23 protein-coding genes are annotated in these 25,672 nt (G+C 62.3%); 12 read left to right on the top strand and 11 right to left on the bottom strand.

Going from position 1 to position 25,672, the window contains the following annotated elements:
- Positions 1 to 3 precede the first annotated feature (3 nt).
- From spy to astC, 6 genes are all read right to left on the bottom strand, one after another.
- Positions 4 to 489 carry an ATP-independent periplasmic protein-refolding chaperone Spy gene (gene spy / locus B8P98_RS16215; RefSeq protein ID WP_165931808.1) on the bottom strand — a complete coding sequence of 162 codons (486 nt, stop codon included), beginning with the start codon at positions 487 to 489 and terminating at the stop codon, positions 4 to 6.
- A gap of 344 nt (positions 490 to 833) precedes the next feature.
- Positions 834 to 1,799, bottom strand: coding sequence for a succinylglutamate desuccinylase (gene astE / locus B8P98_RS16220; protein WP_025713626.1), 966 nt, complete (start codon positions 1,797 to 1,799; stop codon positions 834 to 836).
- A 9-nt stretch (positions 1,800 to 1,808) separates the two neighbouring features.
- Positions 1,809 to 3,134: an N-succinylarginine dihydrolase gene (gene astB, locus B8P98_RS16225; RefSeq protein ID WP_025713627.1), complete on the bottom strand. Its 1,326-nt coding sequence runs from the start codon at positions 3,132 to 3,134 to the stop codon at positions 1,809 to 1,811.
- Positions 3,131 to 4,609, bottom strand: coding sequence for a succinylglutamate-semialdehyde dehydrogenase (gene astD / locus B8P98_RS16230; protein WP_072045757.1), 1,479 nt, complete (start codon positions 4,607 to 4,609; stop codon positions 3,131 to 3,133). The genes astB and astD overlap by 4 nt, the downstream gene beginning before the upstream one ends.
- Complete coding sequence (gene astA, locus B8P98_RS16235) at positions 4,606 to 5,640, bottom strand: arginine N-succinyltransferase (RefSeq protein WP_095033224.1); 1,035 nt, start codon at positions 5,638 to 5,640, stop codon at positions 4,606 to 4,608. Before astA ends, astD begins: the two co-directional genes overlap by 4 nt.
- On the bottom strand, positions 5,637 to 6,857 hold the full coding sequence (astC, locus tag B8P98_RS16240; RefSeq protein WP_080924379.1) for a succinylornithine/acetylornithine transaminase: 1,221 nt from the start codon (positions 6,855 to 6,857) through the stop codon (positions 5,637 to 5,639). The genes astA and astC overlap by 4 nt, the downstream gene beginning before the upstream one ends.
- A 438-nt stretch (positions 6,858 to 7,295) precedes the next feature.
- Here astC and xthA point away from each other — a divergent pair, with 438 nt between their 5' ends.
- From xthA to B8P98_RS16280, 8 genes are all read left to right on the top strand, one after another.
- Positions 7,296 to 8,102 carry an exodeoxyribonuclease III gene (xthA, locus tag B8P98_RS16245; RefSeq protein ID WP_080897202.1) on the top strand — a complete coding sequence of 269 codons (807 nt, stop codon included), beginning with the start codon at positions 7,296 to 7,298 and terminating at the stop codon, positions 8,100 to 8,102.
- A gap of 211 nt (positions 8,103 to 8,313) precedes the next feature.
- Positions 8,314 to 8,970, top strand: a complete 657-nt coding sequence (locus B8P98_RS16250) for a TVP38/TMEM64 family protein (protein ID WP_095033225.1) — start codon at positions 8,314 to 8,316, stop codon at positions 8,968 to 8,970.
- Positions 8,957 to 9,667 (top strand): TVP38/TMEM64 family protein, encoded by a 711-nt coding sequence (locus tag B8P98_RS16255; RefSeq protein ID WP_087806025.1) that lies wholly within the window; start codon positions 8,957 to 8,959, stop codon positions 9,665 to 9,667. Before B8P98_RS16250 ends, B8P98_RS16255 begins: the two co-directional genes overlap by 14 nt.
- Positions 9,664 to 10,224 carry a carboxymuconolactone decarboxylase family protein gene (locus B8P98_RS16260; protein WP_087806027.1) on the top strand — a complete coding sequence of 187 codons (561 nt, stop codon included), beginning with the start codon at positions 9,664 to 9,666 and terminating at the stop codon, positions 10,222 to 10,224. The genes B8P98_RS16255 and B8P98_RS16260 overlap by 4 nt, the downstream gene beginning before the upstream one ends.
- Positions 10,225 to 10,226: 2 nt before the next feature.
- The gene (locus B8P98_RS16265; RefSeq protein WP_087806029.1) at positions 10,227 to 11,405 is read left to right on the top strand and encodes an ABC transporter substrate-binding protein; all 1,179 of its coding nucleotides are present in this window, start codon (positions 10,227 to 10,229) and stop codon (positions 11,403 to 11,405) included.
- A complete protein-coding gene (locus tag B8P98_RS16270; protein WP_087806031.1) occupies positions 11,378 to 12,913 on the top strand; it encodes an ABC transporter permease subunit in 1,536 nt (511 codons plus the stop codon). The genes B8P98_RS16265 and B8P98_RS16270 overlap by 28 nt, the downstream gene beginning before the upstream one ends.
- The gene (locus tag B8P98_RS16275; RefSeq protein WP_080924378.1) at positions 12,913 to 13,545 is read left to right on the top strand and encodes an ATP-binding cassette domain-containing protein; all 633 of its coding nucleotides are present in this window, start codon (positions 12,913 to 12,915) and stop codon (positions 13,543 to 13,545) included. The genes B8P98_RS16270 and B8P98_RS16275 overlap by 1 nt, the downstream gene beginning before the upstream one ends.
- Positions 13,546 to 13,638: 93 nt before the next feature.
- Entirely contained in the window at positions 13,639 to 14,946 is a 1,308-nt protein-coding gene (locus tag B8P98_RS16280; RefSeq protein ID WP_095033226.1) for a sulfurtransferase, read from the top strand.
- Between the two features lie 107 nt (positions 14,947 to 15,053).
- Here the strand turns inward: B8P98_RS16280 and B8P98_RS16285 are convergent, their stop codons facing one another.
- Positions 15,054 to 15,677 (bottom strand): CDP-alcohol phosphatidyltransferase family protein, encoded by a 624-nt coding sequence (locus tag B8P98_RS16285; RefSeq protein ID WP_025714546.1) that lies wholly within the window; start codon positions 15,675 to 15,677, stop codon positions 15,054 to 15,056.
- Positions 15,678 to 15,763: 86 nt separating this feature from the next.
- On the opposite strand from B8P98_RS16285, the gene B8P98_RS16290 reads away from it, so the two are divergent.
- Positions 15,764 to 16,174 carry a pyrimidine (deoxy)nucleoside triphosphate diphosphatase gene (locus B8P98_RS16290; RefSeq protein WP_080897244.1) on the top strand — a complete coding sequence of 137 codons (411 nt, stop codon included), beginning with the start codon at positions 15,764 to 15,766 and terminating at the stop codon, positions 16,172 to 16,174.
- 182 nt (positions 16,175 to 16,356) lie between these two features.
- The gene (gene gdhA / locus B8P98_RS16295) at positions 16,357 to 17,700 is read left to right on the top strand and encodes an NADP-specific glutamate dehydrogenase (protein ID WP_025714544.1); all 1,344 of its coding nucleotides are present in this window, start codon (positions 16,357 to 16,359) and stop codon (positions 17,698 to 17,700) included.
- A 41-nt stretch (positions 17,701 to 17,741) separates the two neighbouring features.
- Here gdhA and B8P98_RS16300 read toward each other — a convergent pair whose 3' ends face one another.
- The 3 genes from B8P98_RS16300 to selD form a co-directional block, all read right to left on the bottom strand.
- A complete protein-coding gene (locus B8P98_RS16300; RefSeq protein ID WP_025714543.1) occupies positions 17,742 to 18,722 on the bottom strand; it encodes an NAD(P)H-quinone oxidoreductase in 981 nt (326 codons plus the stop codon).
- Positions 18,723 to 18,894: 172 nt separating this feature from the next.
- Complete coding sequence (locus B8P98_RS16305; RefSeq protein ID WP_025714542.1) at positions 18,895 to 20,844, bottom strand: DNA topoisomerase III; 1,950 nt, start codon at positions 20,842 to 20,844, stop codon at positions 18,895 to 18,897.
- 4 nt (positions 20,845 to 20,848) lie between these two features.
- Positions 20,849 to 21,892, bottom strand: coding sequence for a selenide, water dikinase SelD (gene selD, locus B8P98_RS16310; RefSeq protein WP_080897206.1), 1,044 nt, complete (start codon positions 21,890 to 21,892; stop codon positions 20,849 to 20,851).
- A gap of 225 nt (positions 21,893 to 22,117) precedes the next feature.
- On the opposite strand from selD, the gene phoC reads away from it, so the two are divergent.
- Positions 22,118 to 22,864 carry an acid phosphatase PhoC gene (gene phoC / locus B8P98_RS16315; RefSeq protein ID WP_025714471.1) on the top strand — a complete coding sequence of 249 codons (747 nt, stop codon included), beginning with the start codon at positions 22,118 to 22,120 and terminating at the stop codon, positions 22,862 to 22,864.
- Positions 22,865 to 23,005: 141 nt separating this feature from the next.
- Here the strand turns inward: phoC and B8P98_RS16320 are convergent, their stop codons facing one another.
- Positions 23,006 to 23,557, bottom strand: a complete 552-nt coding sequence (locus B8P98_RS16320) for an NAD(P)H nitroreductase (RefSeq protein ID WP_025714472.1) — start codon at positions 23,555 to 23,557, stop codon at positions 23,006 to 23,008.
- Positions 23,558 to 23,722: 165 nt separating this feature from the next.
- Between B8P98_RS16320 and sppA the strand changes: the two genes are divergently transcribed.
- A complete protein-coding gene (sppA, locus tag B8P98_RS16325) occupies positions 23,723 to 25,576 on the top strand; it encodes a signal peptide peptidase SppA (RefSeq protein ID WP_025714473.1) in 1,854 nt (617 codons plus the stop codon).
- The last annotated feature ends 96 nt before the right edge of the window (positions 25,577 to 25,672 follow it).

The following is a 25,672-nucleotide window of genomic DNA, read 5'->3' on the forward strand; positions in this document are numbered from 1 at the left end:
TTATTATTCAGCTGGTGCAGGCATTTTACCTGCCGGCGCGTTGCGTTCTGTCAGATGCTTCTCAAAATTAGCATTGAACTGTTTTTTCTGCTCTGGAGTCAGAATGTTGTAGATCTTGTTCTGCGTTTCCAGACGGGACAGCGCCATCGCTTTATGCTGCGCTTCCATCTTATCGATCTGCGCTTCCGCTTTCGTCTTATCGAAGGTGTCGCTGGCGATCAGATCGTGCATCGCGCGGCGTTCTTCAAGGGACGGACGTTTCATATTTTCGCGCTGGCTCTTCATGATGTCGCGGATCTGTTGCTTCTGCGTATCGGTCAGGTTCAGGCCTTTAAACATCATGTCATGCTGACCCGGGCCGCCTTTATGATGCATCATCATCGGCTTGCTGTCGCTCGGCGCAGCGGTGGTATCGGCGGCGTGTGCCAGGTTAGCCGCGCCCAGAGCCAGAGTAGAGGCAACAAACAGTGCAGTGAGTTTCTTCATCATTCAATCCTTACTTTACGTTATTCTTACGGCGCGTTGCCGTGTTGACGAGATTAACTTTACGACGTTAATCGTCAATTAGTCAGAGCAAGAGTAAAACAATGAAAGTGTAAAAAACAGTTTCTCGCCAATTATGGAGAAAATAAGGAATTTAGACGAAGAATTTCAATAAAAAATAAATAACTTGCTGTTTTGCAGAGAAATTATGGAGAGTATAAAAGAGGAGAGATTAAAAACAAAGCATTTTACCAGGAATAATCTGCAAATTTACACTGGGGCACGAAAAAAATAAGATGACGAAAAACGACGTGCAAAATAAAGCAGGCCGCCCGGCGGACGGCTTGCCCTCAGGATAATTTCTCCAGCATCAGGCCAGCGCGCAATCCTTTCGCCACCGTCGGGTTGGGAAACAGGACATACTCCGGCTCAGGCCCCACCACATATCGCGTCTCACCCTCCTCCGCCAGCAGCGTGCCGGGTTCGAAGGGGGTGAAGTTCTGCGTCTGATCCGCCATATGCAAGCGGAAATCATCGCTATGGCGGGTTAGCTGCTGTACCACCCGGTAGCGCAGCGGCTCTGGGGCGTCGGCAATGGCCAAATCCCCCACCAGCAGCCGGGAAAGCGCTCCTTCGGCGGCGGCAAACTGCGTCAGATCGTTTTCACCCAACGGCAGCGCTTTGCCCAGCTCAAGGGTGCAGGCCAGCGCCGCGAACCGTTCGCAGCTGAAGTGGGTGAAGGTCCCGCCTGGCTGGCGATGAAACACCAGCGCCTCCAGCCCGGCGCCGCCCAGCCAGTGAAGAAAATCCTCCTCCCACGGCGTATCGCGGGCCGGGAGCACGCCGAAGCGCGGATGCAGCGACCCGCGGATGGCGGTATGCAGATCGAGATGCCAGCGCGGACCGCCGTGGTCGCGATAGAAGCGGGCCACCGCCTGCTCCAGCCGCTGCGCCCGCTGCGTCTCCTCACTGGCCGGGAACTGCCGCCAGCGCTCGCCAAACATGCGGTTCATATCGCTGTGCAGATAGCGCTTATTCGCCCGCAGCGCCGGTGGGTTGCCGACGATCACCAGCAGCCGCCAGCGCAGCGGGAGTTGCTCGCGAACCAGTTGCTGCACCAGCCGGTCGACGATCTCCACCGGTGCCGTTTCGTTGCCATGAATGGCGCAGGAGAGTACCAGCCCGCGCTCGCAGCGCGCATGCGGCGTCAGCTCAAGGATCCCCTCCCCGAGCCAGTGCCAGCGAAAGTGCGCCGTCTCGCCGTGAAAATGGTGGGGCAGACGCCCCGCCAGGGTTAATGCCAGAAAGTGTTCCACCGCGCCCCCTTATTGCTGAAATGGATAAACCGAACCGAGCTGCAGGATCTGGGTCAACCGATCCAGCGCGTCGCGCCCTTCCCTTAACAGTTGCGGGTCGGCGAGGTCGGCCTGGGTGAGGCGATCGCGATAGTAGCGATCCACCCAGTCATTGAGGGTGGCAAACAGCGTATCGTTCATCAGGACGTGCGGATTGACCGCCTGATACTCCCCGGCCGTCAACACCACCCGCAGACGCAGGCATGCCGGACCACCGCCGTTGGCCATACTCTCGCGCAGATCGAACACCTGTAGCGCGGCGATGGGGTTATCCCCGGCCAGCAGCTCATTGAGGTATTCCCAGACGCCGGCATGCTCCTGCGCTTCCTGGGGCAGGATCAGCGCCATGCTGCCGTCCGCCCGGCTCAACAGCTGGCTGTTGAACAGATAGGTGGCAACCGCCTCTTGCACCGTGACCCGGCTGGCGGGAACCACCAGCGGGGTGAAGCCCGGCACCCGCTGCGCCAGCTGCTGGAGAAGCGCGGTCTGGTCGGCAAAGGCCTGCTCATGGCACAACAGGACCTGACGGTTGCTCACCGCGATGACGTCGTTATGAAAAACCCCCGTGTCGATCGCCGTCGGATGCTGGCGGGCGAAGATCAGCTGACGGGGATTGACCTGATTGAGGCGCGCTACCGCCTGGCTGGCCTCAAGGGTTTGCCGCGCCGGATAGCGACGCGGGGCCTCCTCGCTCCCCCGGCGGCGGCCATAGACAAAGAGCTGGACGCCGGGGGCGCCATACTCGCCGCCGAGACGGTTATGGTTCGCCGCCCCTTCGTCGCCAAACCAGGCCGAGGCGGGCAGCGCCGGGTGGATGGCAAATCGCGTGCGGTCGGGGAATATCGCCTGCAGCAGCGCCTCTGTGGTCGGTGCTTCGCTGGCGCGGTGGAATTTATCCTGCAGATTTGCCACCGTCAGGTGCACCAGGCCATCCAGCGAATCGGCGGAGGGACAGACCGTCGCCGCGTTCGCCACCCACATCGCCGAGGCCGAACTTACCGCCGACAGCTGATCCGGATCCTGCTGCGCCGCCCGGGCCACCACCTGCTCATCGCTGCCGCGAAAGCCCAGCTGCCGCAGGAGCGGCACGTTCGGTCGCTCGTGCGGCGGGATCACTGCCTGCGGGTAGCCGGCGTCGGCGAGGGCTTTCATTTTTTTCAGCCCTTGCTTTGCCGCCAGCTGCGGGTTCGACACCCGGTGGCGGTGCCGGGTGGAAGCCTCGTTGCCAAAGGAGAGCCCGGCGTAGTGATGGGTCAGCCCGGGCAGACCGTCAAAGTTGACTTCGCGGGCGGTCATGACGCCTCCCCGGCCAGAAAGTCGAGCCCCGGGTTCAGGCTGGCGGGCAGCGTCAGGGTCGGCGATTCAAGGCTGGCCATCGGCCAGGCGCAATAATCGGCGGCATACCAGGCCCCCGGACGATGGTTACCGGACGCCCCGGTGCCGCCGAACGGCGCGGTACTCGCCGCCCCGGTCAGCGGTTTGTTCCAGTTGACTATCCCTGCCCGCGCCTCGAGCAGCAGTCGATCAAACTTCTCCCGTTCCGGAGAGATTAACCCACAGGAGAGGCCGAAGCGGGTGGCGTTGGCTAAGGCAATCGCCTCCTCGAACGTGTCGTAGCGCCAGACGCCAAGCAGCGGGCCAAACACCTCTTCATCTTCAACATTGGCCACGTCGCTCATGTCGACAATCCCCGGCGTTAGCAGCGACGTTCCGGCCTGCAATAAACGTGGCTCCAGCAGCGTGACCGCGCCAGTGGCGACCCGCTGCAGCCAGGCCTGATGCACTTTCTGCGCGGCCGGTTCAGAGATAAGCCCGCCGAGAAACGGCTGCGGCTCGGCATCCCACGCCGCCGGGATCAGCCGCTGGCTCACCGTCACCAGCCGGGAGAGGAAGGCATCGCCCGCCTCGCCGCGCCGGACCAGCAGACGGCGGGCGCAGGTGCAGCGCTGGCCGGCGGTAATAAAGGCGGACTGGATGGTCAGATGCACCGCGGCATCCACGTCCCGCGGGTCGTCGACGATCAGCGGGTTATTGCCGCCCATCTCCAGCGCGAGGATCTTCTGCGGCTGCCCGGCCAGCTGGCGATGCAGATGAAAACCGGTGGTTGAGCTGCCGGTAAACAGCAGCCCGTCGATATCCGCCTGACCGCTGAGCGCCTCGCCGGTTTCCCGACCGCCCTGCACCAGGTTGAGCACCCCGGCGGGCAGGCCGGCCTGCTGCCATAGTTTCACCACCGCTTCGCCGCTGCACGGGGTGAGTTCGCTGGGTTTAAAGACCACGGTATTGCCCGCCAGCAGCGCCGGCACGATATGCCCGTTCGGCAGATGGCCGGGAAAGTTATAGGGGCCAAACACCGCCAGCACGCCATGCGGCCGGTGACGCAGCGTGGCGGCGCCGTCGGGCAGATCGCTGTGCTGTTCGCCGGTGCGGACGTGGTAGGCCTTCACCGAGATCGCCACCTTGTTGATCATCGCCGTCACTTCCCCGGCCGCCTCCCAGCGCGGCTTTCCGGTCTCGGCGCCGATCATCGCCGTCAGCTCAGCCTTACTGGCCTCCAGCAGGGCGGCAAACTTTTCAACGATCGCCTGACGGTCGGCAAACGGCAGCCGCGCCCAGGCCGGGAACGCCTGGCGGGCAGCCGCCACCGCCTCAGCAACCTGCCCGGCATCCGCCGCTTCGCCCTGCCACACAACCTTCAGGTTAACCGGATCCTGTTTACTGAAACCTGGCCCACGACCGGGCCGCCACTCGCCATTAATCCACAGACTCATGCGGTTTTCTCCTCAGGGATCAGGCGCACCATGCGCACCTGGTCGCCGGCATGACACTTCAGCATATCCAGTTCGCGGGCGCTGAGGGTCAGGGTGTCGCCATCCGGGTCGGCATGCACCAGCAGAGCGCGGAACTGGTGATACTGTTCATTCGCCACCAGGCACAGCGGCCAGTCACCGGGTGGGGTTTCACCGGCCTCGGTGGTCACCAGACGGCTTTTGCGGATCGCCCGCACCCTGTCGATGTCGCACTCCAGAGTCGGGCCGCCGTCGAAAATATCGATGTAGTTCAGGTAGCGGAACCCCTCTTTCTCCAGCACCGTCCGGGCCGGGGCGGTCTGCGGATGAACCTTGCCGATCACCGCCTGCGCCTCAGGGGAAAGGAAATCGATATACAGCGGATGCTTGGGCATCAGGGCGGCAATGAAAGCCTTCTGTCCGGTGCCGCACAGGTAGTCGGCGCGGGAAAACTCCATGGCGAAAAAGCTTTTGCCCAGGCTCTCCCAGAACGGCGAGTAGCCCTGCTCGTCAATCACCCCGCGCATCTCGGCGACCACCTTCTCATTGAAGCGCTCGCGAAAGGCGGCCATAAATAAGAAGCGCGATTTCGACAGCAGATAGCCATTGCCCTCTTTGCGCCACTGCGGGTCGAGGAACAGGGTACACAGCTCACTGCTGCCGGTATGGTCGTTGCTGAGAAACAGCGTCGGCAACGCCTGATAGACGTTGAGCTCCTTCGAGGCATGGACCTGGGTGCCGACCCGGTAGTTATACCAGGGATCGTTGAGCCCCACCGCCACCTCGATCGCGCAGATGCCCACCACCGCGCCGCTTTCGCTCTCCTCCAGCACAAAGACATAGCCCTGCTCGCTTTTCGGTAGCTCGCCGCGCCAGGTCTGCTGCGAGCGGGCGATCCGCGCCGCGAGGGTCGCTTCATCCACCGGCAGCGAGGTCAGCCCGCCGCCGGTCTCCGCTGCCAGCTTCAGCAGCCCGGGCAAATCGCCCGGCTCCACCGGTCGAATAACCATCATGATGAGACTCCTGCCACGAAACGCGCGCAGGCCCGCTCGACGCGATCCAGCCCGCTATTCACCTCTTCTTCACTGACGTTCAGCGCCGGCGCAAAACGCACCACATTAGCGCCGGCGATCAGGATCATCACCCCCTCTTCCGCCGCCAGGTTGCTGAGCGTTTTCGCCTTCCCGGCCCAGGCGTCGTTCAGTACGCAGCCGAGCAGCAGTCCCAGGCCGCGGATCTCCTTGAACAGACCATAGCGGGCGTTGATCGCCTGCAGACGCTCGCAAAACCACTGGTGGCGCTGTCTGACGCCGGAGAGGACTTCCGGGGTGTTGACGATCGACAGCAGCTCGCCGGCCACCGCCCCGGCCAGCGGGTTGCCGCCGTAGGTGGTGCCGTGGGTACCGACGGTCATCACGCTGGCGCAGGCCTCTGTCGCCAGCAGCGCGCCGATAGGGAAACCGCCGCCCAGCGCTTTGGCGGTGGTCAGCACATCGGGCGTCACGCCGTAGTGCATATAGGCATACAGCTCGCCGGTGCGCCCGACCCCGGTCTGCACTTCATCGAAAATCAGCAGAGCGTTGTGCTGGTCGCAAAGCTGGCGCAGGCCGCGTAAAAACTCGACGTTGGCCGGCACCACGCCGCCTTCGCCCTGCACCGGCTCGACGATCACCGCGCAGGTTTGGTCATTGATTAAGGCCTTTGCCGACTCGAGATCGTTAAACACCGCATGCTGGATCTGCGGCGGCAGCGGGGCAAAATCCCGGGAGTAGGCCGGCTGACCGCCCGCCGAAACGGTGAACAGCGTCCGCCCGTGGAAGGCGTTCTGGAAAGCGACGATGCCGCTTTTTTCACTGCCAAAGCGATCGTGGGCATATTTTCGCGCCAGCTTGAGCGCCGCCTCATTGGCCTCGGCGCCGGAGTTACAGAAGAAGACCCGGTCGGCGAAGGTGGCATCGATAAGCATCCTGGCCAGCCGCAGGATCGGCTCATTGGTGTAGCCGTTGCCGGTATGCCAGAACTTGCCGGCCTGGTCGGTCAGGGCTTGCACCAGACGCGGATGGGCGTGCCCCAGCGCGTTCACGGCGATGCCGCCGGCAAAATCGATATACTCTTTACCCTGCTGATCCCACAGCCGCGACCCGGCGCCCCGCACCGGAATAAACGCCGCTGGCGCGTAGACCGGCATCATCCATTCATCAAAGTGGTTACGCGTAATTGACTGAGACATATCGACCTCTTCCGGTAAATTAAAAGTAGCAATAATGTTAATAAATATGAGTTATTACGCTGTAAATGTAGATTGCACGGTTCGTGCCAGCCAGCGATAAAAATGCATAAACCGGATGAGATAACGCAAAATCAAGGAGTTACAACCATTCACTATTCACATAAAATGCATATTTAGTGAATAAGTATCCGATAAAGGGGGATAAACAGTGATTAACAAAGATAAGTTATGCAACGGTAAGATATAATTCTGTAATTGTGATCCTCTGCGAAATTTATCGTAGCTATTTGCCCTTTTTTGGCGCGGCATGCCCGCAAAAGGGGCAACCACGGCACGCTCATGCGCAGCGATTGGCAGAATGATGTATCGGGTGGCAGCCAGCCTGGCGAATTTCTGCTACCATCCCTGCACTATTCACCTTGCACAGTGGCAGCGACTATGAAATTCGTCTCTTTTAATATCAACGGCCTGCGTGCCCGCCCACACCAACTGGCCGCCATCGTCGAAAAACACCAGCCGGACGTGATTGGCCTGCAGGAAACCAAAGTTCACGACGACATGTTCCCTCTGGAAGAAGTTGCCAGACTCGGCTACAACGTCTTTTATCACGGGCAGAAAGGCCATTATGGCGTCGCGCTGCTGACCAAAGAGACGCCGATTGCCGTCCGCCGCGGTTTCCCGGACGATGGCGAAGAGGCTCAACGCCGCATCATCATGGCGGAGATCCCATCGCCTTTCGGCAACGTCACCGTGATTAACGGCTATTTCCCGCAGGGTGAAAGCCGCGATCATGAAACCAAATTCCCGGCCAAAGCGGCGTTCTATCAGAATCTACAGAACTATCTGGAGACCGAACTCAACAAAGAGCAGCCGGTGCTGATCATGGGCGACATGAACATCAGTCCTACCGATCTCGACATCGGTATCGGCGAAGAGAACCGCAAACGCTGGCTGCGCACCGGCAAATGTTCCTTCCTGCCGGAAGAGCGGGAATGGATGGACCGCCTGTTGGGCTGGGGGCTGGTGGACACCTGGCGTCAGGCTAACCCGGACAATCAGGAGCACTTCTCGTGGTTTGATTACCGCTCCAAAGGCTTCGACGATAACCGCGGGCTGCGCATCGACCTGCTGCTGGCCAGCCAGCCTCTGGCGCAGCGCTGCGTGGAGACCGGGATCGATTATGAGATCCGTGGGATGGAAAAACCGTCCGACCACGCGCCGGTGTGGGCCACCTTCCGACCATAATTCGCCCCTTCTCTCGCCTCCCGCTCTGCGGGGGGCAGAATTTCCTGAGCAAAATCAACAAAGCGACGGTAAAGCATTGTGACCGTTGTCGGAACAGGATACTGTCGCGCGCACTTTTTGATGTCCACCGCGCCCAGGCTGTACAGGAGAACCCCCATGCAAAAGAAGCCGTCATCCGGCCATTGGTAAAGGGCTGGGACTTCTCGCGCTGGTGGCCACGCTGGCCGTGATCAGCCATCGCGTCGGTCTCCACGATCTGCTGACTCATCTGCATCTGCTTCAGGACACCCTGCGCCATCATGGCGCCTGGGGATATCTGGTCTATGTTGCGCTATTTATCATTGCCACCCTGTGTCTCATCCCCGGCAGCCTGCTGGTGATCGCCGGTGGGATGCTCTTCGGCCCGCTGCCAGGCTCCCTGCTCTCGTTTGCCGCCGCCACCGTCGCCTCTTCGCTGTCGTTTTTGCTTGCCCGCTGGCTTGGGCGCGATCTGCTGCAGCGCTATGTGGGCCATACCGCCGTCTTTCAGGCGATTGAGCGCGGTATCGCCCGCAGCGGTAGCGATTTCCTGATCCTCACCCGCCTGGTGCCGCTCTTTCCCTACAACATTCAGAACTACGCCTACGGTCTGACGGCGATCCGCTTCTGGCCCTTTACCCTGATCTCCGCCGTCACCACCCTGCCGGGTCTGGTCATCTATTCGGTGATGGCCAGCGAACTGGCCCGCGAGGGGGTGACCCTCGCCTTCGCGCTCAAACTGAGCCTCGCCGGCGGACTGCTGTTTGCCCTGGTGCAGATGGGCAAACGGTTTGCCCGCGCCCGTCGCGTGGCGGCGTGCAGTGAGGAGGTGCGCCATGACCCGACCTGATCGCCATCACCTGCGCCGCGCCCGGCTGGCCCTTGCCGTCGTGGCCGTCGCCGCGCTGGCCGCCTGGCTGTGGTTCCCCGGCGGGCGTGCCTTTCTGCAGCAGAGCCTGGCGGCGTTAGCGTCGCTGGATCCGCAGCATGTCGAAGGGTTTATCGCCGCCTGGGGGCCGCAGGCCGCGCTGGTCTCTTTTGCGCTGATGATCCTCCAGGCGATCGTCGCCCCGTTGCCGGCTTTCCTGATTACCCTGGCGAACGCCGCGCTGTTCGGCGCCTTCTGGGGCGGGGCGCTGTCGTGGTTCAGCGCCATGGTCGGGGCCGGGCTCTGCTTCTGCATCGCCAGAGCGCTCGGGCGCGAAGTGGTGGAAAAACTCACCGGCCGCACGGTGCTGCGCAGCGTTGACGGTTATTTCACCCGCTTTGGCCCGCAGACGATCCTCATTTGTCGCCTGCTGCCGTTTGTGCCGTTTGATCCGGTCAGCTATGCCGCGGGGCTGACCACGCTGCGCTTCTGGCCCTTTATGCTGGCCACCGGCGTGGGCCAGCTGCCAGCGACCATCGTCTATTCCTGGGCCGGGAGTCTGCTCACCGGGGGCACCTTCTGGCTGGCCACCGGGCTTTCGCTGCTTTTTGCCCTGGCGGTAGTCATCTCTATCGCCAAAAATATTTACCGTGAACGTCATAAGAGATCGTCGCCATGAGCTTACCCCCGCTGGATTCTGTCCCCCTGATCCTTCGTCCGCAGGCCTGGCTGCACCGCCGGCATTACGGCCAGGTGCTGAGCCCCATTCGCTGGTGGGGACGGATCCCGTGGCTGTTTTATCTGGTTTCGCTGTTCGTGGGCTATATTGAACGCCGCCGCTCGCCGCTGGAGCCGGTGCTGCGCTCGCTGGTCAGCGCCCGCATCGCCCAGCTGTGCCACTGCGAATTCTGTATCGATATCACCAGCATGACCCTCGCGGCGCGGAGCGGGAGCCAGGACAAGCTGCTGGCGGTCGCCGACTGGCGCAGCAGTACGCTGTTCAGCGAAAAAGAGCGTCTGGCGCTGACCTATGCCGAAGCCGCCACCCAGACGCCGCCAGCGGTAGATGATGCCCTGCGCAGCGCGCTGTCCGCGAATTTTGACGCCCGGGCGCTCACCGAGCTGACCGCCCTGATTGGCCTGCAAAATTTATCGGCGCGGTTTAATGCCGCGATGGCAATCCCGGCCCAGGGCCTGTGCCAGCTGCCCACCTCTTCCTCACACAATAAGGAGTAACGATGCGCCGTTTGCGTGATTACAGCCTCTGTCTGTGCCTGCTGCTCCTCTTGCCGCTGGCGGTTCATGCCGACGACCGCTGGCAGCAGATCCAGACCGAAGCCCGCGGGCAGACCGTCTGGTTTAACGCCTGGGGCGGCGACCCGGCCGTCAACCGGTATCTGGCGTGGGTCAGCGAGGAGGTGAAACGCCACTACGCCATCGACCTGCGTATCGTGCCTGTCGCCGACGCCGCCGACGCAGTGAAACGCATCCAGAGCGAGGCGCAGGCCGGTCGTCGCCGGGGCGGGTCGGTGGATCTGCTGTGGATCAACGGCGAGAACTTTCGCACCCTAAAACAGGCCAACCTGTTGCTCACCGGCTGGGCCGAATCGCTGCCCAACTGGCGCTTTGTCGATCTGCAAAAGCCGGTTCGGGAAGACTTTTCTGTCGCCACCGAGGGCGCGGAGTCGCCGTGGGGTAGCGCCCAGCTGACGTTTATCGCCCGCCGCGGGCAAACGCCGCAGCCGCCCACCAGCCCGCAGGCGCTGCTGGCCTTCGCCAGAGCCCATCCGGGCAGCGTAACCTATCCGCGGCCGCCGGACTTCACTGGCACCGCCCTGCTGGAGCAACTGTTGATTGCCCTCACCGACCAGCCAGCCGCCCTGCGCCAGCCGCCGCAGGCGGCGACCTTCGCGGCGGTCACGGCCCCGCTGTGGCGCTATCTCGATGCGCTGCACCCGGCCCTGTGGCGAGCGGGGAAAGATTTCCCGGCGTCCCCGGCACGGATGGATACCATGCTCAACCAGGGCACCCTCCGCTTATCGCTCACCTTTAACCCGCTGCACGCCCGACAGAAAGCCGCCAGCGGCGAATTACCGACGGACAGCTACAGCTTCGGCTTTACGGCGGGGACCCTCGGCAACGTCCATTTCGTTACCATCCCGGCTAACGCCCGCGCCGTCGCGGGCGCCAAAGTGGTGGCCAATTTCCTGATCTCGCCCGAAGCGCAGCTGCGCAAGGCCGATGCCGCCGTCTGGGGCGATCCGAGCGTACTGGACCCGCAGCGTCTGCCTGACGGCCAGCGGCAGGCGCTGGCGGCCACCGTGCCGCAGGATCTGCCGCCGGTGCTTGCCGAGCCGCACGCGGCATGGGTTGACGCGCTGGAGCAGGAATGGCTGCGTCGCTACGGTACCCACTGATCCTGCTGGCCTGGGGGACAATGGCGGCGATCTATCTGCCGCTGCTCCCCGCCGCCGGGGAACTGGTGGGCGCTGCGCGCTCCCCGGTCCACTGGCGGGCGCTGTTCGCCGACCCGCAGCTGGGCCAGGCGCTGGCCGCCACCCTTGTCTCGACGCTGCTGTCCGTCGGCGGTGCGCTGCTGATCGCCCTGACCGTTGCCGCAGCCCTCTGGCCCTCGCCGCGCTGGCGACAGCTGGCTTCCCGTCTGCCGCTGCTGCTGGCGGTGCCGCATCTTGCCCTGGCGACGGCGGCGCTGCTGCTGTTCGCCGAAGGGGGCTGGCTCTGGCAGCAGCTGCCGTTCTTGTCGCCGCCGGTTGACCGGTACGGCATCGGGCTTGGCCTGACGATGGCCCTGAAAGAGAGCGCCTTTATGCTGTGGGTGCTGTATGGCCTGTTGGGGGAGAAACGCCTCGCCGACCAGGCGACTGCGCTGAAGAGCCTTGGCTATGGCCGCTGGCAGTGCCTGCGCTGGCTGGTGCTGCCCGCCACCCTCCCCGCCCTCGGCATGGTGCTGCTGGCCACCACCGCCTGGAGTCTGTCGGCGGTCGATGTCGCCCTGGTGCTGGGGCCTGGCAATCCGCCCACGCTCGCCGTACTGGCGTGGCAGTGGTTAAGCCAGGGCGACGACCTGCAGCAGGCCAAAGGGACGCTGGCCAGCCTGCTGCTGCTGGCGATCCTTGGCGGGATGGCGCTGATCGCCTGGGGCGGATGGCGGCTACAGCGTCGGCGTCTGCCCGATCTGCGCGGTGTTCGTCACCCTCATCCTCATGCCCTGCCCGGGCGCCTGCTGGCGACGCTGCTGCCGCTGAGCGGCCTGCTGGGCGCCCTGTTGCTGGCGGGGCTGGCCCGCTCGACGCCGCCGCAGATGGATGCTCTTGGCAACAGCCTTGGCCTGGCGCTGGCGGCCTGCGCCCTCGGCGCGGCCGTCTGCCTGCTGTGGCTGGCCTGCGGTCCGGCTCGAGGGGATGGCTGGGTCTGGCTACCGCTGGTGCTGCCGGCCCTGCCGCTGGCCGATGGCCAGTATCGGCTGGCGCTGTACGCCTGGCTTGACGGCGACTGGTTGACCGTCCTGTGGGGCCATCTGCTGTGGGTAGTGCCCTGGATGCTGTTTATTTTGCGCCCGGCCTGGCGCCAGCGCGACCCGCGGCTGACGGTTATCGCCCGCACGATTGGCTGGGGAGCTACGCGTATTTTCTGGCTGGTGACCCTGCCCTCGCTGACCCGCCCGCTGCTGACCGCGCTGGCGGTGGGCTTTTCCGTGAGTATCGCGCAGTATCTGCCGACGCTATGGCTGGGGGCCGGCCGAATTCCGACGCTCACCAGCCAGGCGGTGGCGCTCAGCAGCGGCGGCGAGGTGCAGACGCTCGCCGCCCAGGCGCTGTGGCAATTACTGCTGCCGGCAGTATGCTTTACCCTGACGGCTCTGCTGGCCTGGCTGGCGGGCCGCTACCGACGAGGACTTCGCTAGTGCTAACCGTAAACCATCTGACCCTGAGCGTGAAACGCCAGCCGCTGCTGCGGGAGGTTACCTTTTCGGTGGCGCCTGGCGAGGTGCTGACGCTGATGGGCCCCTCCGGTAGCGGGAAATCGACGCTGTTTGCCTGGATGATTGGCGCCCTGTCAGGCGATTTTCGCGCCGAAGGCGAGCTGTGGCTCAACGAACGGCGCTGCGATACGCTGCCGACGGAGCGTCGGCGCATCGGCATCCTGTTTCAGGACCCTCTGCTGTTCGACCATTTCAGCGTCGGGCAAAATTTACAGCTGGCGCTGCCGGAGTGCGTGCGCGGCGAGGCGCGAAAAGTCGCAGTCGAGCAGGCGCTCAACCGCGCCGGACTGGCTGGCTTCGCCCCACGCGATCCGGCCACGCTCTCCGGCGGGCAGCGGGCGCGGGTGAGCCTGCTACGTGCGCTGCTGGCGCGCCCCGAGGCGCTGCTGCTCGATGAGCCCTTCAGCCGCCTGGATGCCACCCTGCGCGCCGGGTTCCGCCGCTGGGTTTTTGAGGAACTGGCCCGCCAGGCCATTCCGGCGATCCTTGTGACCCACGATCGCGAGGACGGTCCGCCGGCGGGGCGCTGCCTGGCGATGGAGCGCTGGCAATGAAGAGTAATAGCGTGCAAACCTGCGTTACCGCAAAGAAATCGATGCCTGGCGAGCGGAGAATACGCCCTCCACTTTTTACCGTCGGGCATTTCGATGAAACGTGTTTCTCAATTGACCGCACTCGCCCTGCTTATGGGGCTTGCTGCTTCCACCACCTGCGCCGCTGAAACCATGCCTGCGCTCACCTTATCTCATCTGCAACAGCAGCACGGCGTGGCCATTGACACCCGCCTGAGCGCTTATTACAACGGCTGGCCGCAGCGCGCCAACGGCCCGGAAGGCCATGAGCCGCAGGCCCTGAATCTTTCCGCCCGCTGGCTCGGCGCCATGAGCGACGATCAGCTCCGCGCCTGGGCTAAGCAGCACCAGATCCAGCCTGATACCCCCGTCGCGCTGTACGGCAGTCCGGAGGATAACGTCAGCGTCGCGGCGCGGTTGAAACAAGCGGGTTTCACCCGGCTCAGCACGCTGAGCGATGCGCTGAGCCAGACCGACCGCCTGCAAAAACTGCCGCACTTTGAACAGCTGGTCTACCCGCAGTGGCTGCACGACCTGCAGCAAGGGAAAAGCGTAACCGCCACCCCAACCGGCGACTGGAAAGTGTTTGAAGCCGCCTGGGGAGCGCCGAAACTCTATCTGCTGAGCCATATCCCTGGCGCGGGCTACATCGATACCAATGAGGTGGAGAGCGAACCGCTGTGGAATAAAGTGTCCGATGCGCAGCTGAAGGCGATGCTGGCGAAGCACGGCATCCGGCATGACACCACAGTGATCCTCTACGGTCGCGACGTCTACGCCGCAGCGCGGGTGGCGCAGATCATGCTCTACGCCGGGGTCAAAGACGTGCGCCTGCTTGACGGCGGCTGGCAGACCTGGTCCGACGCCGGGCTGCCGGTGGAGCGCGGTATGCCGCCGGCCCAGCAGCCGGCGCCAGACTTCGGCGCGCCGATCCCCGGCCAGCCGCAGCTGATGCTGGATACCGAACAGGCCCGCGGCCTGCTGCATCGTCAGGATGCCTCGCTGGTCAGCGTCCGCTCGTGGCCGGAGTTTATCGGCACCACCAGCGGCTATAGCTATATCAAACCGAAGGGCGACATCGCCGGCGCCCGCTGGGGCCACGCCGGGAGCGACTCCACGCACATGGAGGATTTCCATAACCCGGACGGCACCATGCGCAGCGCCGACGATATCGCTGCCCTGTGGCGCCAGTGGAACATTCTGCCGAGCCAGCAGGTGGCGTTCTATTGCGGGACCGGCTGGCGGGCCTCGGAAACCTTTATGTATGCCCGGGCTATGGGCTGGCCGCACGTCGCGGTGTACGACGGCGGCTGGTACGAATGGAGCAGCAACCCGCACAATCCGGTCGCCCGCGGCGAGCGCGGCCCTGAAAGCAGTCAGTAACGCACCCCGCCTCAGCGCGTCGCCCCTTGTCGGCGACGCGCGCCGTTATAACGGTCCTTGTCGGCGACGCGCGCCGTTATAACGGTCCTTGTCGGCGACGCGCGCCGTTATAACGGTGTAGCCACCCGCTTTAGCGTCTGGTAGCCGCTCCAGATGCGCGTCGCCGTCGTCAGCCAGCACAGCGCGCCAAACAGCCACGCCAGCCAGGCGAAATGCGCCGGAAACAGGCAGCCGAGGACAAACAACATTATGGTCTCCGTCCCCTCCGTCAGTCCCCCGAGATAGTACAGCGATTTATGGGCGTAGCCGGGATTGGCAATTTGATGTCTGGCCGCCAGCGCGGCAAAAGCGAGAAAGCTGCTGCCGGTGCCGATAAAGGCAAACAGCAGCCAGCCGCCCGCCAGCGCATTGTTAAGCGGATCCGCCAGAATAAAGCCGAACGGCACCAGGGCGTAGAAGAGAAAATCCAGCGCAATATCGAGAAAGCCGCCCGCGTCCGTGAGCCCGCGCCGCCGCGCCAGAGCACCGTCCAGGCCATCCAGCAGGCGGTTGAGGAGGATGGCCGCCAGCGCCGCGCCATACCACCCCAGCGCCAGAAAGGGCAGAGCCAGCACGCCGATGGCAAAACCGATCAGCGTCAGCCCGTCTGGTGAGATGCCCGGACGGTCAAGGGCGCCGGCGACAGCGTTAAGCAGGGGTTTAAGGCGCGGATGCAAGTGGCTATCAAGCACGGAGGTCTCCAGCAGGGTTGGCGGTTGTCAGTCAAGGTCTATGGCGGTGATAATAGGCCAGATTCGTCTTATTAACGTTGATGCTTATGCTAAAAATGATTGATGTTGTCGCGGCCATTATTGAACAGGATGGCAAGATTCTGCTGGCGCAGCGCCCGCCCCACGCCGACCAGCCGGGGATGTGGGAGTTCGCCGGCGGCAAAGTGGAGCCAGGTGAAAGCCAGCCGCAGGCGCTGACCCGGGAGCTACAGGAGGAAATGGGTATCATCGCCCGTCCGGCATGCTATATCGCCAGCCATCAGCGGGAGGTCTCCGGTCGCCAGATCCATCTGCACGCGTGGTGGGTACCGCATTTTCAGGGCACGCCGCTGGCCCACTATCACAGTCAGCTGCGCTGGTGCCTGCCCGCTGACGCCTTGACCCTCGATCTTGCCCCGGCCGATATTCCGCTCCTGCAAGCCTTTATCGCCCAGCGCCCCACCTTTTCCGTCTGCTGATCCGCCCGCCGCTGCGTCATCGCTTTTAGTTATGACCGGCGGGCGATTATAAATTTTGTTGTCGGCTCAATTTTTCCTTGCTTGCCTAAGGATTAGCGGTGTTATAGTCGGAAAATCGGTTTTTTCAAGGACCGAACCATAATAAATACATGCAACCACAACCATAAGGGGAACTGATATCTATGGATCAGACGTGCACTCTGGAAGGCTTTCTCACCCGCGTTCAACAGCGCGATCCGCATCAAACCGAATTTGCTCAAGCCGTCCGGGAGGTAATGACCACCCTGTGGCCTTTCCTTGAGGAAAATCCGCGCTATCGTCAGCTTGCTTTGCTGGAACGTCTGGTGGAACCGGAGCGCGTGATCCAGTTCCGCGTGGTATGGGTTGACGACCGCAATCAGGTCCAGGTCAACCGCGCGTGGCGCGTGCAGTTCAACTCGGCCATCGGCCCGTATAAAGGCGGGATGCGTTTCCACCCGTCGGTCAACCTGTCGATTCTCAAATTCCTTGGCTTCGAGCAGACCTTCAAAAACGCCCTGACTACCCTGCCAATGGGCGGCGGGAAAGGCGGCAGCGATTTCGATCCTAAAGGCAAGAGCGATGGCGAAGTGATGCGCTTCTGCCAGGCGCTGATGACCGAGCTCTATCGCCACCTTGGCCCGGATACCGACGTACCGGCGGGCGATATCGGCGTCGGCGGCCGCGAAGTCGGCTTTATGGCCGGGATGATGCGCAAGCTCTCCAACAACAGCGCCTGCGTCTTCACCGGTAAAGGCCTCTCTTTTGGCGGCAGCCTGATCCGTCCGGAAGCCACCGGTTACGGCCTGATCTACTTTACCGAAGCGATGCTCAAACGCCACGGCCTCGGCTTCGAAGGCGCTCGCGTGGCGGTTTCCGGCTCCGGCAACGTCGCGCAATACGCCATTGAGAAAGCGATGGAGCTTGGCGCGCGGGTGGTCACCGCCTCCGACTCCAACGGCACCGTCGTGGACGAAGCGGGCTTCACCAAAGAAAAACTGGCCCGCCTGATCGACATTAAAGAGCGTGCCCACGGCCGCGTGGCCGACTACGCCCGCGAGTTTGGCCTCACCTATCTTGAAGGCCAGCAGCCGTGGTCAGTGCCGGTGGATATCGCCCTGCCTTGCGCGACCCAGAACGAACTGGACGTCGATGCCGCCCGCCAGCTGATTGCCAACGGCGTGAAGGCCGTGGCGGAAGGCGCCAACATGCCGACCACCATCGCCGCAACCGACCTGTTCCTGGAAGCTGGCGTGCTGTTTGCCCCGGGCAAAGCGGCCAATGCCGGCGGCGTAGCGACTTCTGGTCTGGAGATGGCGCAGAACGCCGCGCGCATGGGCTGGAAAGCGGAAAAAGTGGATGCCCGTCTGCATCACATCATGCTGGATATTCACCACGCCTGCGTCGAATACGGCGGTGAAGCGAAGCAGACCAACTACGTCCGCGGCGCGAATATCGCCGGTTTCGTGAAGGTTGCGGACGCCATGCTGGCCCAGGGCGTGATTTAACCGCCCCCCTCCATCCCGGCGGCTGCCCGCCGGGATGTATCTCACGACGTTATCGTGATCACCACTTTTCCCAGATGCTGACCACTGTCCAGACAGGCATGCGCCTCGGCAATCTCCGCCATCGGGTAGCTGGCGTAGATCAGCGGCTTACATTTCCCTGCCTCAAGCAGCGGCCAGACGTGGCGCCGCAGCGCCTCGGCAATATCCTGTTTCTCCGCCGCCGTCCGGCCGCGCATGGTTGAGCCAGTGACGGTGGCTCGCTTGAGCATCAGGGTCTGAATATCAACCTCATGAGCGATTCGTCCGCCCATAAAGCCGATGATCACCAGCCGTCCATCCTTTTTCAGTAGCCCAAGGTTGCGGTTAAAGTAAGGGCCGCCAACGATATCCAGAATAACATCCACGCCTTCATCGTGGGTCAGCTGGCCGATTTTCTCCGCAAAATCATCGGTTTTGTAGTTAATCGCCGTGGCATAGGGACGTAGGGCAGCGATTTTTTCGTCCTGGCCAACGGTGGCATAGACAGTCATCCCCAGCGCGTGGCACAGCAGGACCGCGGTGGTGCCAATCCCGCTGGCGCCGCCGTGCACCAGGATGCTTTCGCCAGGCTGCAGCTTACCCAGCTGGAAGACGTTCGCCCAGACGGTGAAGAACGTTTCCGGGATGGCGGCCGCTTCGGTAAAGCTAAGGCCCGCCGGGATCGGCAACGTCTGGCCTGCCGGTACGGCGCAGTATTCGGCATAGCCGCCGCCGTTGGTCAGCGCGCAAACGCGATCGCCGGGCGTAAACGCTGTGACCTGCGCGCCGACTTTTGCGACCACGCCCGCCACCTCAAGGCCGGGCACGGGGGTGACGCCTTCAGGCATGGGATACAGACCCTGGCGCTGCAGAATATCCGGCCGGTTGACGCCCGCCGCTTTCACCTCGACGAGCACCTCGTGCTCTCCGATAGTGGGGATATCTCCGTCGCGGATCTGCAATACCTCCGGGCCGCCCGGTTGGCTGATAGCGATATATTTCACGGGTCCTCCTTATCGCCGGTGAAAGAAATAAGCAACAATATCGGGAAGGGCGAAGACGCATTCAGGGGGGGAAAGTAATCAGGCCCTGCCCGGCTGTTTAGTGTAGACCATTGGCCTGGCTGGCGGAGAAGCGGTGGCCGCGGGGAATCGCTTCCTCGCGACCACCGGCGGGTTACTGCGGCGGCGGCGGCGCAGCATCGTCTGCCGCTTTTTTGCCTTTCGGCTTGCCTTTACCTTTGCTGAACGACTTTTTCGCCCCGCCCGGCGCCACCAGGCCGCGGAACTGACGCACTGGCGTGCTCCGTGCCTGATCGATCAGCTGGAACAGCGTCCCCACCAGCGGCTGCATAAAGTCCTGATAGCGGCACTGCTTTTCGCTGATCTGCGTCAGGACCGATTCCCAGTGGGCGGTCATATCCGGGCGCGCGGCCATCTCCGGCAGGGAGTGAATCAGCGCCCGGCCAGCATCCGAGGAGTGGATATAACGCCCTTTTTTGGTCAGGAAGCCGCGCTTAAACAGCAGCTCGATAATCCCGGCGCGGGTCGCTTCTGTGCCGAGACCGTCGGTGGCGCGGAGGATCTTCTTCAGATCTTTATCCTGCACAAAGCGGGCAATCCCGGTCATCGCCGACAGCAGCGTGGCGTCGGTAAAGTGGCGCGGCGGCTGGGTCTGTCGCTCCACCACTTCACCTTTTTCGCACAATAGCTCATCGCCTTTGGCGACCACCGGCAACGGCGTACCGTCATTCTCTTCGTCACGCTCTTTGTTACCAAGCAGCGCGCGCCAGCCCGCTTCGGCGAGGAAGCGCGCCTTAGCGACAAATTTGCCGTTAGCAATATCAAGGTCAATCTGGCATTTGCGGAACACCGCGTCCGGGCAGAACTGCATCAGATACTGCCGGGCGATCAGGTTGTACACCTTCTCTTCGTTATCGTTGAGTTTGACCTGACTGCTGCGCGCGGTCGGGATAATCGCATGGTGCGCGTCGACTTTTTTGTCATCCCAGCAGCGGTTGCGGATCTCCGGATCCATCACCGGCTGCGGCAGCAGGTCCGCCGCATGGACGGCAATCGCATTCAGTACCGCATGGCGGCCGGCAAAGTGCTCTTCCGGCAGGTAGCGGCTGTCCGAACGCGGGTAGGTAATGAGCTTGTGGGTTTCGTACAGCTTCTGGCAGATATCCAGCACGTTCTGCGCGCTGAAGCCGAAACGTTTGGCCGCCTCAATCTGCAGCGCCGACAGGGAGAACGGCAGCGGCGCGGGTTCAGAATCGCGCTTATCGTTATAGCCGGTCACCAGCGCCGGCTGCCCTTCGATGCGCTTGACCACATGCTCGGCCAGTGGACGATGCAGCAGGCGCCCTTCTTCATCCTGATAAGGTTCGCAGGCTTCGCTTGGCACCCAGGTGGCGACAAAACGTTCCTCCTGCGGCGTGACGATATGCGCCTTCACGTCGAAGAAGTCTTTGGCGACGAAGTTTTCAATCTCTTCATCACGGCGAACCACCAGGCCAAGTACCGGGGTCTGCACCCGCCCCACGGAGAGCACCCCCTGATAGCCGGCGTTGCGCCCCAGCAGGGTGTAGGCGCGGGTCATATTGATGCCGTACAGCCAGTCGGCGCGGGCCCGCGCCAGCGCCGACACGCAGAGTGGCACGAACTCGCTGTTGGCGCGCAGGCGGTTGATCGCCCGCTCAACCGCCTGCGGGTTGAGATCGTTAATCAGACAGCGCTGCACCTGCTGGCGCTTCTCCGGCGCCAGCTGCAGGTAATCGAGCACTTCGTCCACCAGCAGCTGCCCTTCTCTGTCCGGGTCGCCGGCATGGATCACTTCCTGCGCCTCGCCAAGCAGACGCTTGATTACATTGAGCTGTTTGGTGACCGAGGGTTTGGGCTGCAGCTGCCATTTCTCCGGCACAATCGGCAGATCGTTGAGATTCCAGCGGGCATAGCGGCTGTCGTAGATGTCCGGCTGCGCCTGCTCCAGCAGGTGGCCGATACACCAGGTGACCACCTGCCCGTTGCCGCACTCAATATAGCCATCGCCTTTGCGGTGCGGTTTAGGCAACACATCGGCGATAGCCCGTCCGAGACTCGGTTTTTCTGCAATAAACAACCGCATCGAATCAACGGATCTCGATCATGGGTCGCCCGCCGCGGGCGGTCACCAGCTCGCCGATGGCGGCCAGCTTAATGCCGAACTGCGCCGCGGCGGCCTGTACTTCGGCTTCCGCTTCCGGGGTCACCGCCAGCAGCAGGCCGCCGGAAGTCTGCGGATCGCACAGCAGATCCCGCCACTCCGTCGGCATCTCGCCCATCAGATGGCCGTAGCTGGCAAAGTTGCGCCCGGTGCCGCCCGGCACCGCGCCGGCGGCGATATACTCCTCCACCCCCGGCAGTTTCGGGATATCGGCATAGCGCAACTGCGCCTGCACGCCCGCTCCGCGGCACACCTCGCTGAGGTGGCCAAGCAGGCCAAAGCCAGTGACGTCGGTCATCGCCTTCACCCCGTCGACGGCGGCAAACGCGGCGCCGGCGAGGTTCATCTGGCACATGGTCTCTGTCGCCAGCCCCTGATGTTCCGGCTTGAGCAGCGATTTTTTCTCCGCGGTGGTCAGTACGCCGATCCCCAGCGGTTTGGTGAGATACAGTTTGCAGCCCGCCTGGGCGGTGCTGTTTTTCTTGATGCGCTCGGTGGGCACCACGCCGGTGACCGCCAGACCGAAGATCGGTTCCGGAGCATCGATGGAGTGGCCGCCCGCCAGCGCGATCCCGGCCTGCTGGCAGGCAAAGCGCCCACCCTCCACCACGTCGCGGGCGATTTCCGGCGCCAGGGTGTTGATTGGCCAGCCAAGGATGGCAATCGCCATAATCGGTTTCCCGCCCATGGCGAATATATCGCTGATGGCGTTGGTGGCGGCGATGCGGCCAAAGTCGAACGGATTATCGACAATCGGCATAAAGAAATCGGTGGTGCTGACGATGGACGTGCCGTTGCCAAGATCGTAAACGGCAGCATCATCGCTGGTTTCGTTGCCGACCAGCAGGTTCGGGTCGACAAACTTCGCCTGCTCGCTATGCAGGATAGTTTCCAGTACTTTCGGGGAAATCTTACAACCACAACCGGCTCCGTGGCTGTATTGCGTTAAACGAATGGCTTGCTCGCTCATGGACATCTCCTGTCATTGCAATCCCGCTATGTTAGCGCCCAAACGCCAGGGTGGTAAGTACGACAGTCTGAAATCGCGTATGGTTGCTCATTAAGCAGACAAAAAGCCGTTTTTGCGAGACACGGCAATTTTTTCCGCACCATTTTCACTTTTACTTAACGATGACAGAAATGTGACAGCACAGGACTGTCTTCTCTGGAATGATTATGACGTAAGGAAATTCTAATGAAAAAGCGTGTTCTTGCCCTTTGCCTGGCCAGTTTCTTCTCCGTTAACGCCTTCGCTCTGGTTCCCCCCGGGAATGATGTCACCACCAAGCCCGATCTCTACTATCTGACCAATGCTCAGGCTATCGACAGCCTGGCGCTGTTGCCGCCACCGCCGGCGGTGGGCAGTATCGCGTTTTTAAACGATCAGGCGATGTATGAGCAAGGCCGTCTGCTGCGCAATACCGAGCGCGGAAAACTGGCGGCAGAGGACGCGAACCTCAGCGCTGGCGGCGTGGCCAACGCTTTCTCCAGTGCTTTTGGCTCACCGATCACCGAGAAAGACGCGCCGCAGCTTCACAAACTGCTGACCAATATGATTGAAGACGCCGGCGATCTGGCGACCCGCAGCGCGAAAGAGAAATATATGCGCATTCGCCCGTTTGCGTTCTATGGCGTCTCCACCTGCAATACCGCCGAGCAGGACAAGCTGTCAAAAAACGGCTCCTACCCGTCCGGACATACCTCTATCGGCTGGGCCACCGCGCTGGTGCTGGCGGAGATCAACCCGCAGCGGCAAAACGAAATTTTGAAGCGCGGCTATGAGCTCGGCGAGAGCCGGGTGATCTGCGGCTATCACTGGCAGAGCGATGTCGATGCGGCGCGCATCGTCGGCTCCGCGGTGGTCGCTACGCTGCACACCAACCCGGCCTTCCAGCAACAGTTGCAGAAAGCCAAAGACGAATTCGCCAAAACGCAGAAATAACGTTATCGCCGTTAAACTCCCGGATGCGGCGCCTGGCGCGCCTTGTCCGGGCGACCAAATCGCACAGCGCTGTAGCCCCGGTAAGCGGTAGCGCCACCGGGGATAAGTCGCAAGCCGCCACCCGGCATAATAAGCACCGACTCAGAAGCGCGTCACAAACGGCGCGGTATCCGGCAGGGCAATCGTGGTTGAGGCTTTTAGCTGCGGCGTGCCCAGATAGAGGAAACCGACAATTTTATCCTGCTCGCGGCACGCGAAGCCGGCCCGCACCACCGGGCTCTCGGTCAATGCTCCGCTGCGCCAGATGCCATTGAATCCCTGGGCCAGGGCCGCCATCTGCATCGCCATCACCGCACAGCCTGCGGACATCTCCTGCTCCCAGCGCGGTACTTTCGGGTGGTCTTCACAGCGCGCGACCACGGTAATGATCAGCGGCGCGCGGAACGGCGCATTGCGGGCTTTCTCTATTCCCTTCTCATCCTGGCCGGCTTCCCGGGCCCCCTTTTCCAGCAACTGGCTGAAGCGCTCGCGGCCGTCATCGGCGATAATAAAGAAGCGCCACGGCTGCAGGGTGCCATGGTCCGGGGCGCGCAGCCCGGCGCGCAGTATATTTTCCAGCTGTTCGCCCGCCGGGGCCGGTTCAGCCAGGCGGGAAGCGCTTCGGCGATTAAGCAGCAGTTCGAGAGCATCCATCTGTATAACTCCTGTGATGTTATTTTTCATAAAATTAACACGCACAAGGATTTTGTTACAGCGCGGTCGGTGATTCCTGCTGACAACCGACGGCTCACTCTTTAGGATAGCCAGACGCGGCGGCCCCTGCGGCCTGCCCTTTTTAGATAACGTTAGGGAGAAGACATGCGAACCCTTTGGCGACTGATTGCCAGCTTTTTTAAATGGACGTGGCGGATACTCAACTTTATTCGCAAACTGGCTCTGAATGCGATCTTCCTGGTGCTGGTGCTGGTGTGTATCGGTATCTGGAGCCAGTTCAGCACCACCACCAGCGAACATGCCGCGCGCGGCGCGCTGTTGCTGGATATTACCGGCGTGGTGGTGGATAAACCTTCCGCCAGCAGCAAGCTCGGCGTAATTGGCCGCCAGCTGTTTGGCGCCAGCTCGGACCGTCTGCAGGAGAACTCTCTGTTCGATATCGTGCAGACCATTCGCCAGGCGAAAGATGACCGCAATATCACCGGTATTGTGCTGGATCTGAAAAACTTCGTCGGCGGCGACCAGCCGTCCATGCAGTATATCGGCAAAGCGCTGCGCGAATTCCGTGACAGCGGCAAACCGGTCTATGCCGTCGGCAGCAGCTACAGCCAGGGCCAGTACTACCTGGCGAGCTTTGCCAACAAAATCTGGCTCTCGCCGCAGGGCGAGGTAGACCTGCACGGCTTCGCCACCAACGGGCTGTACTACAAATCGCTGCTGGATAAGCTGAAAGTCTCCACCCACGTCTTCCGCGTCGGCACCTATAAATCCGCCGTTGAGCCATTCATTCGCGATGATATGTCCCCTGCCGCCCGCGAAGCGGACAGCCGCTGGATTGGCGAACTGTGGCAGAACTACCTCAACACCATTGCCGCCAACCGCCAGATCACCGCCCAGCAGCTCTTCCCAGGCGCCCAGGGCATTATCGACGGCCTGCGTAAAGTGGGCGGCGATACAGCGAAATATGCGCTGGACAATAAGCTGGTGGATGAGCTGGCGACCTCCACGGAAGTGGAAAAGGCGTTAACCAAACAGTTTGGCTGGAGCAAAACCGATAACAATTATCGGGCGATCAGCTATTACGACTACAACGTGAAGACGCCGTCTGACCAGGGTTCCGCCATCGCGGTCATCTTCGCCAACGGCGCCATCATGGACGGTGAGGAGACCCCGGGCAACGTCGGCGGCGACACCACCGCCGCGCAAATTCGCGATGCGCGCCTCGACCCGAAAATTAAGGCCATCGTTCTTCGCGTTAACAGCCCTGGCGGCAGCGTGACCGCCTCGGAAATTATTCGTGAAGAGCTGGCGGCAGCCAAAGCCGCCGGTAAACCGGTAGTGGTCTCGATGGGCGGCATGGCGGCATCCGGCGGTTACTGGATCTCCACCCCGGCGGATTACATCGTGGCGAACCCAAGCACCCTCACCGGATCCATCGGTATCTTTGGGGTGATCAATACCGTGGAAAATACCCTCGGGTCGATTGGCGTCCACACCGACGGCGTCGCCACGTCGCCGCTGGCCGATGTCTCCAGCACCAAAGCGCTGCCGCCGGAAGTACAGCAGCTGATGCAGTTGAGCATAGAGAACGGCTATCAGCGCTTTATCACCCTGGTGGCCAACGCCCGTAAGAGCACGCCGGAAAAAATCGACCAGATCGCCCAGGGCCACGTCTGGACCGGGGAAGATGCCAAAGCCAACGGCCTGGTCGACAGCCTCGGCGATTTCGACGACGCGGTGGCCAAGGCCGCCGAGCTGGCGAAGCTGAAAACCTGGCACCTTAACTACTATCAGGAAGAGCCGACCTTCTTCTCGATGGTGCTGGATAGCCTGACCGGCTCGGTACGCGCTTCGCTGCCGGCGGCCATTCAGGCCTGGTTGCCTGCGCCGGTGGCCGCGGCGGCTGAAACGGTGAAAGCAGAGAGCGACAAACTGGCGGCGTTTAACGACCCGCAAAACCGCTATGCCTTCTGCCTGACCTGCGCCAATATTCGTTAATACGCAGTGGCGGCCCCGTCCCCCGGGGCCGCCTTTTTCCCTCTCCTGCCAGCACCGCCACAAAGCCAGCGACCGACGCTGTATTTTTTCCTGCGT

Source organism: Klebsiella quasivariicola (assembly GCF_002269255.1).
In the GTDB taxonomy this organism is placed as follows: domain Bacteria; phylum Pseudomonadota; class Gammaproteobacteria; order Enterobacterales; family Enterobacteriaceae; genus Klebsiella; species Klebsiella quasivariicola.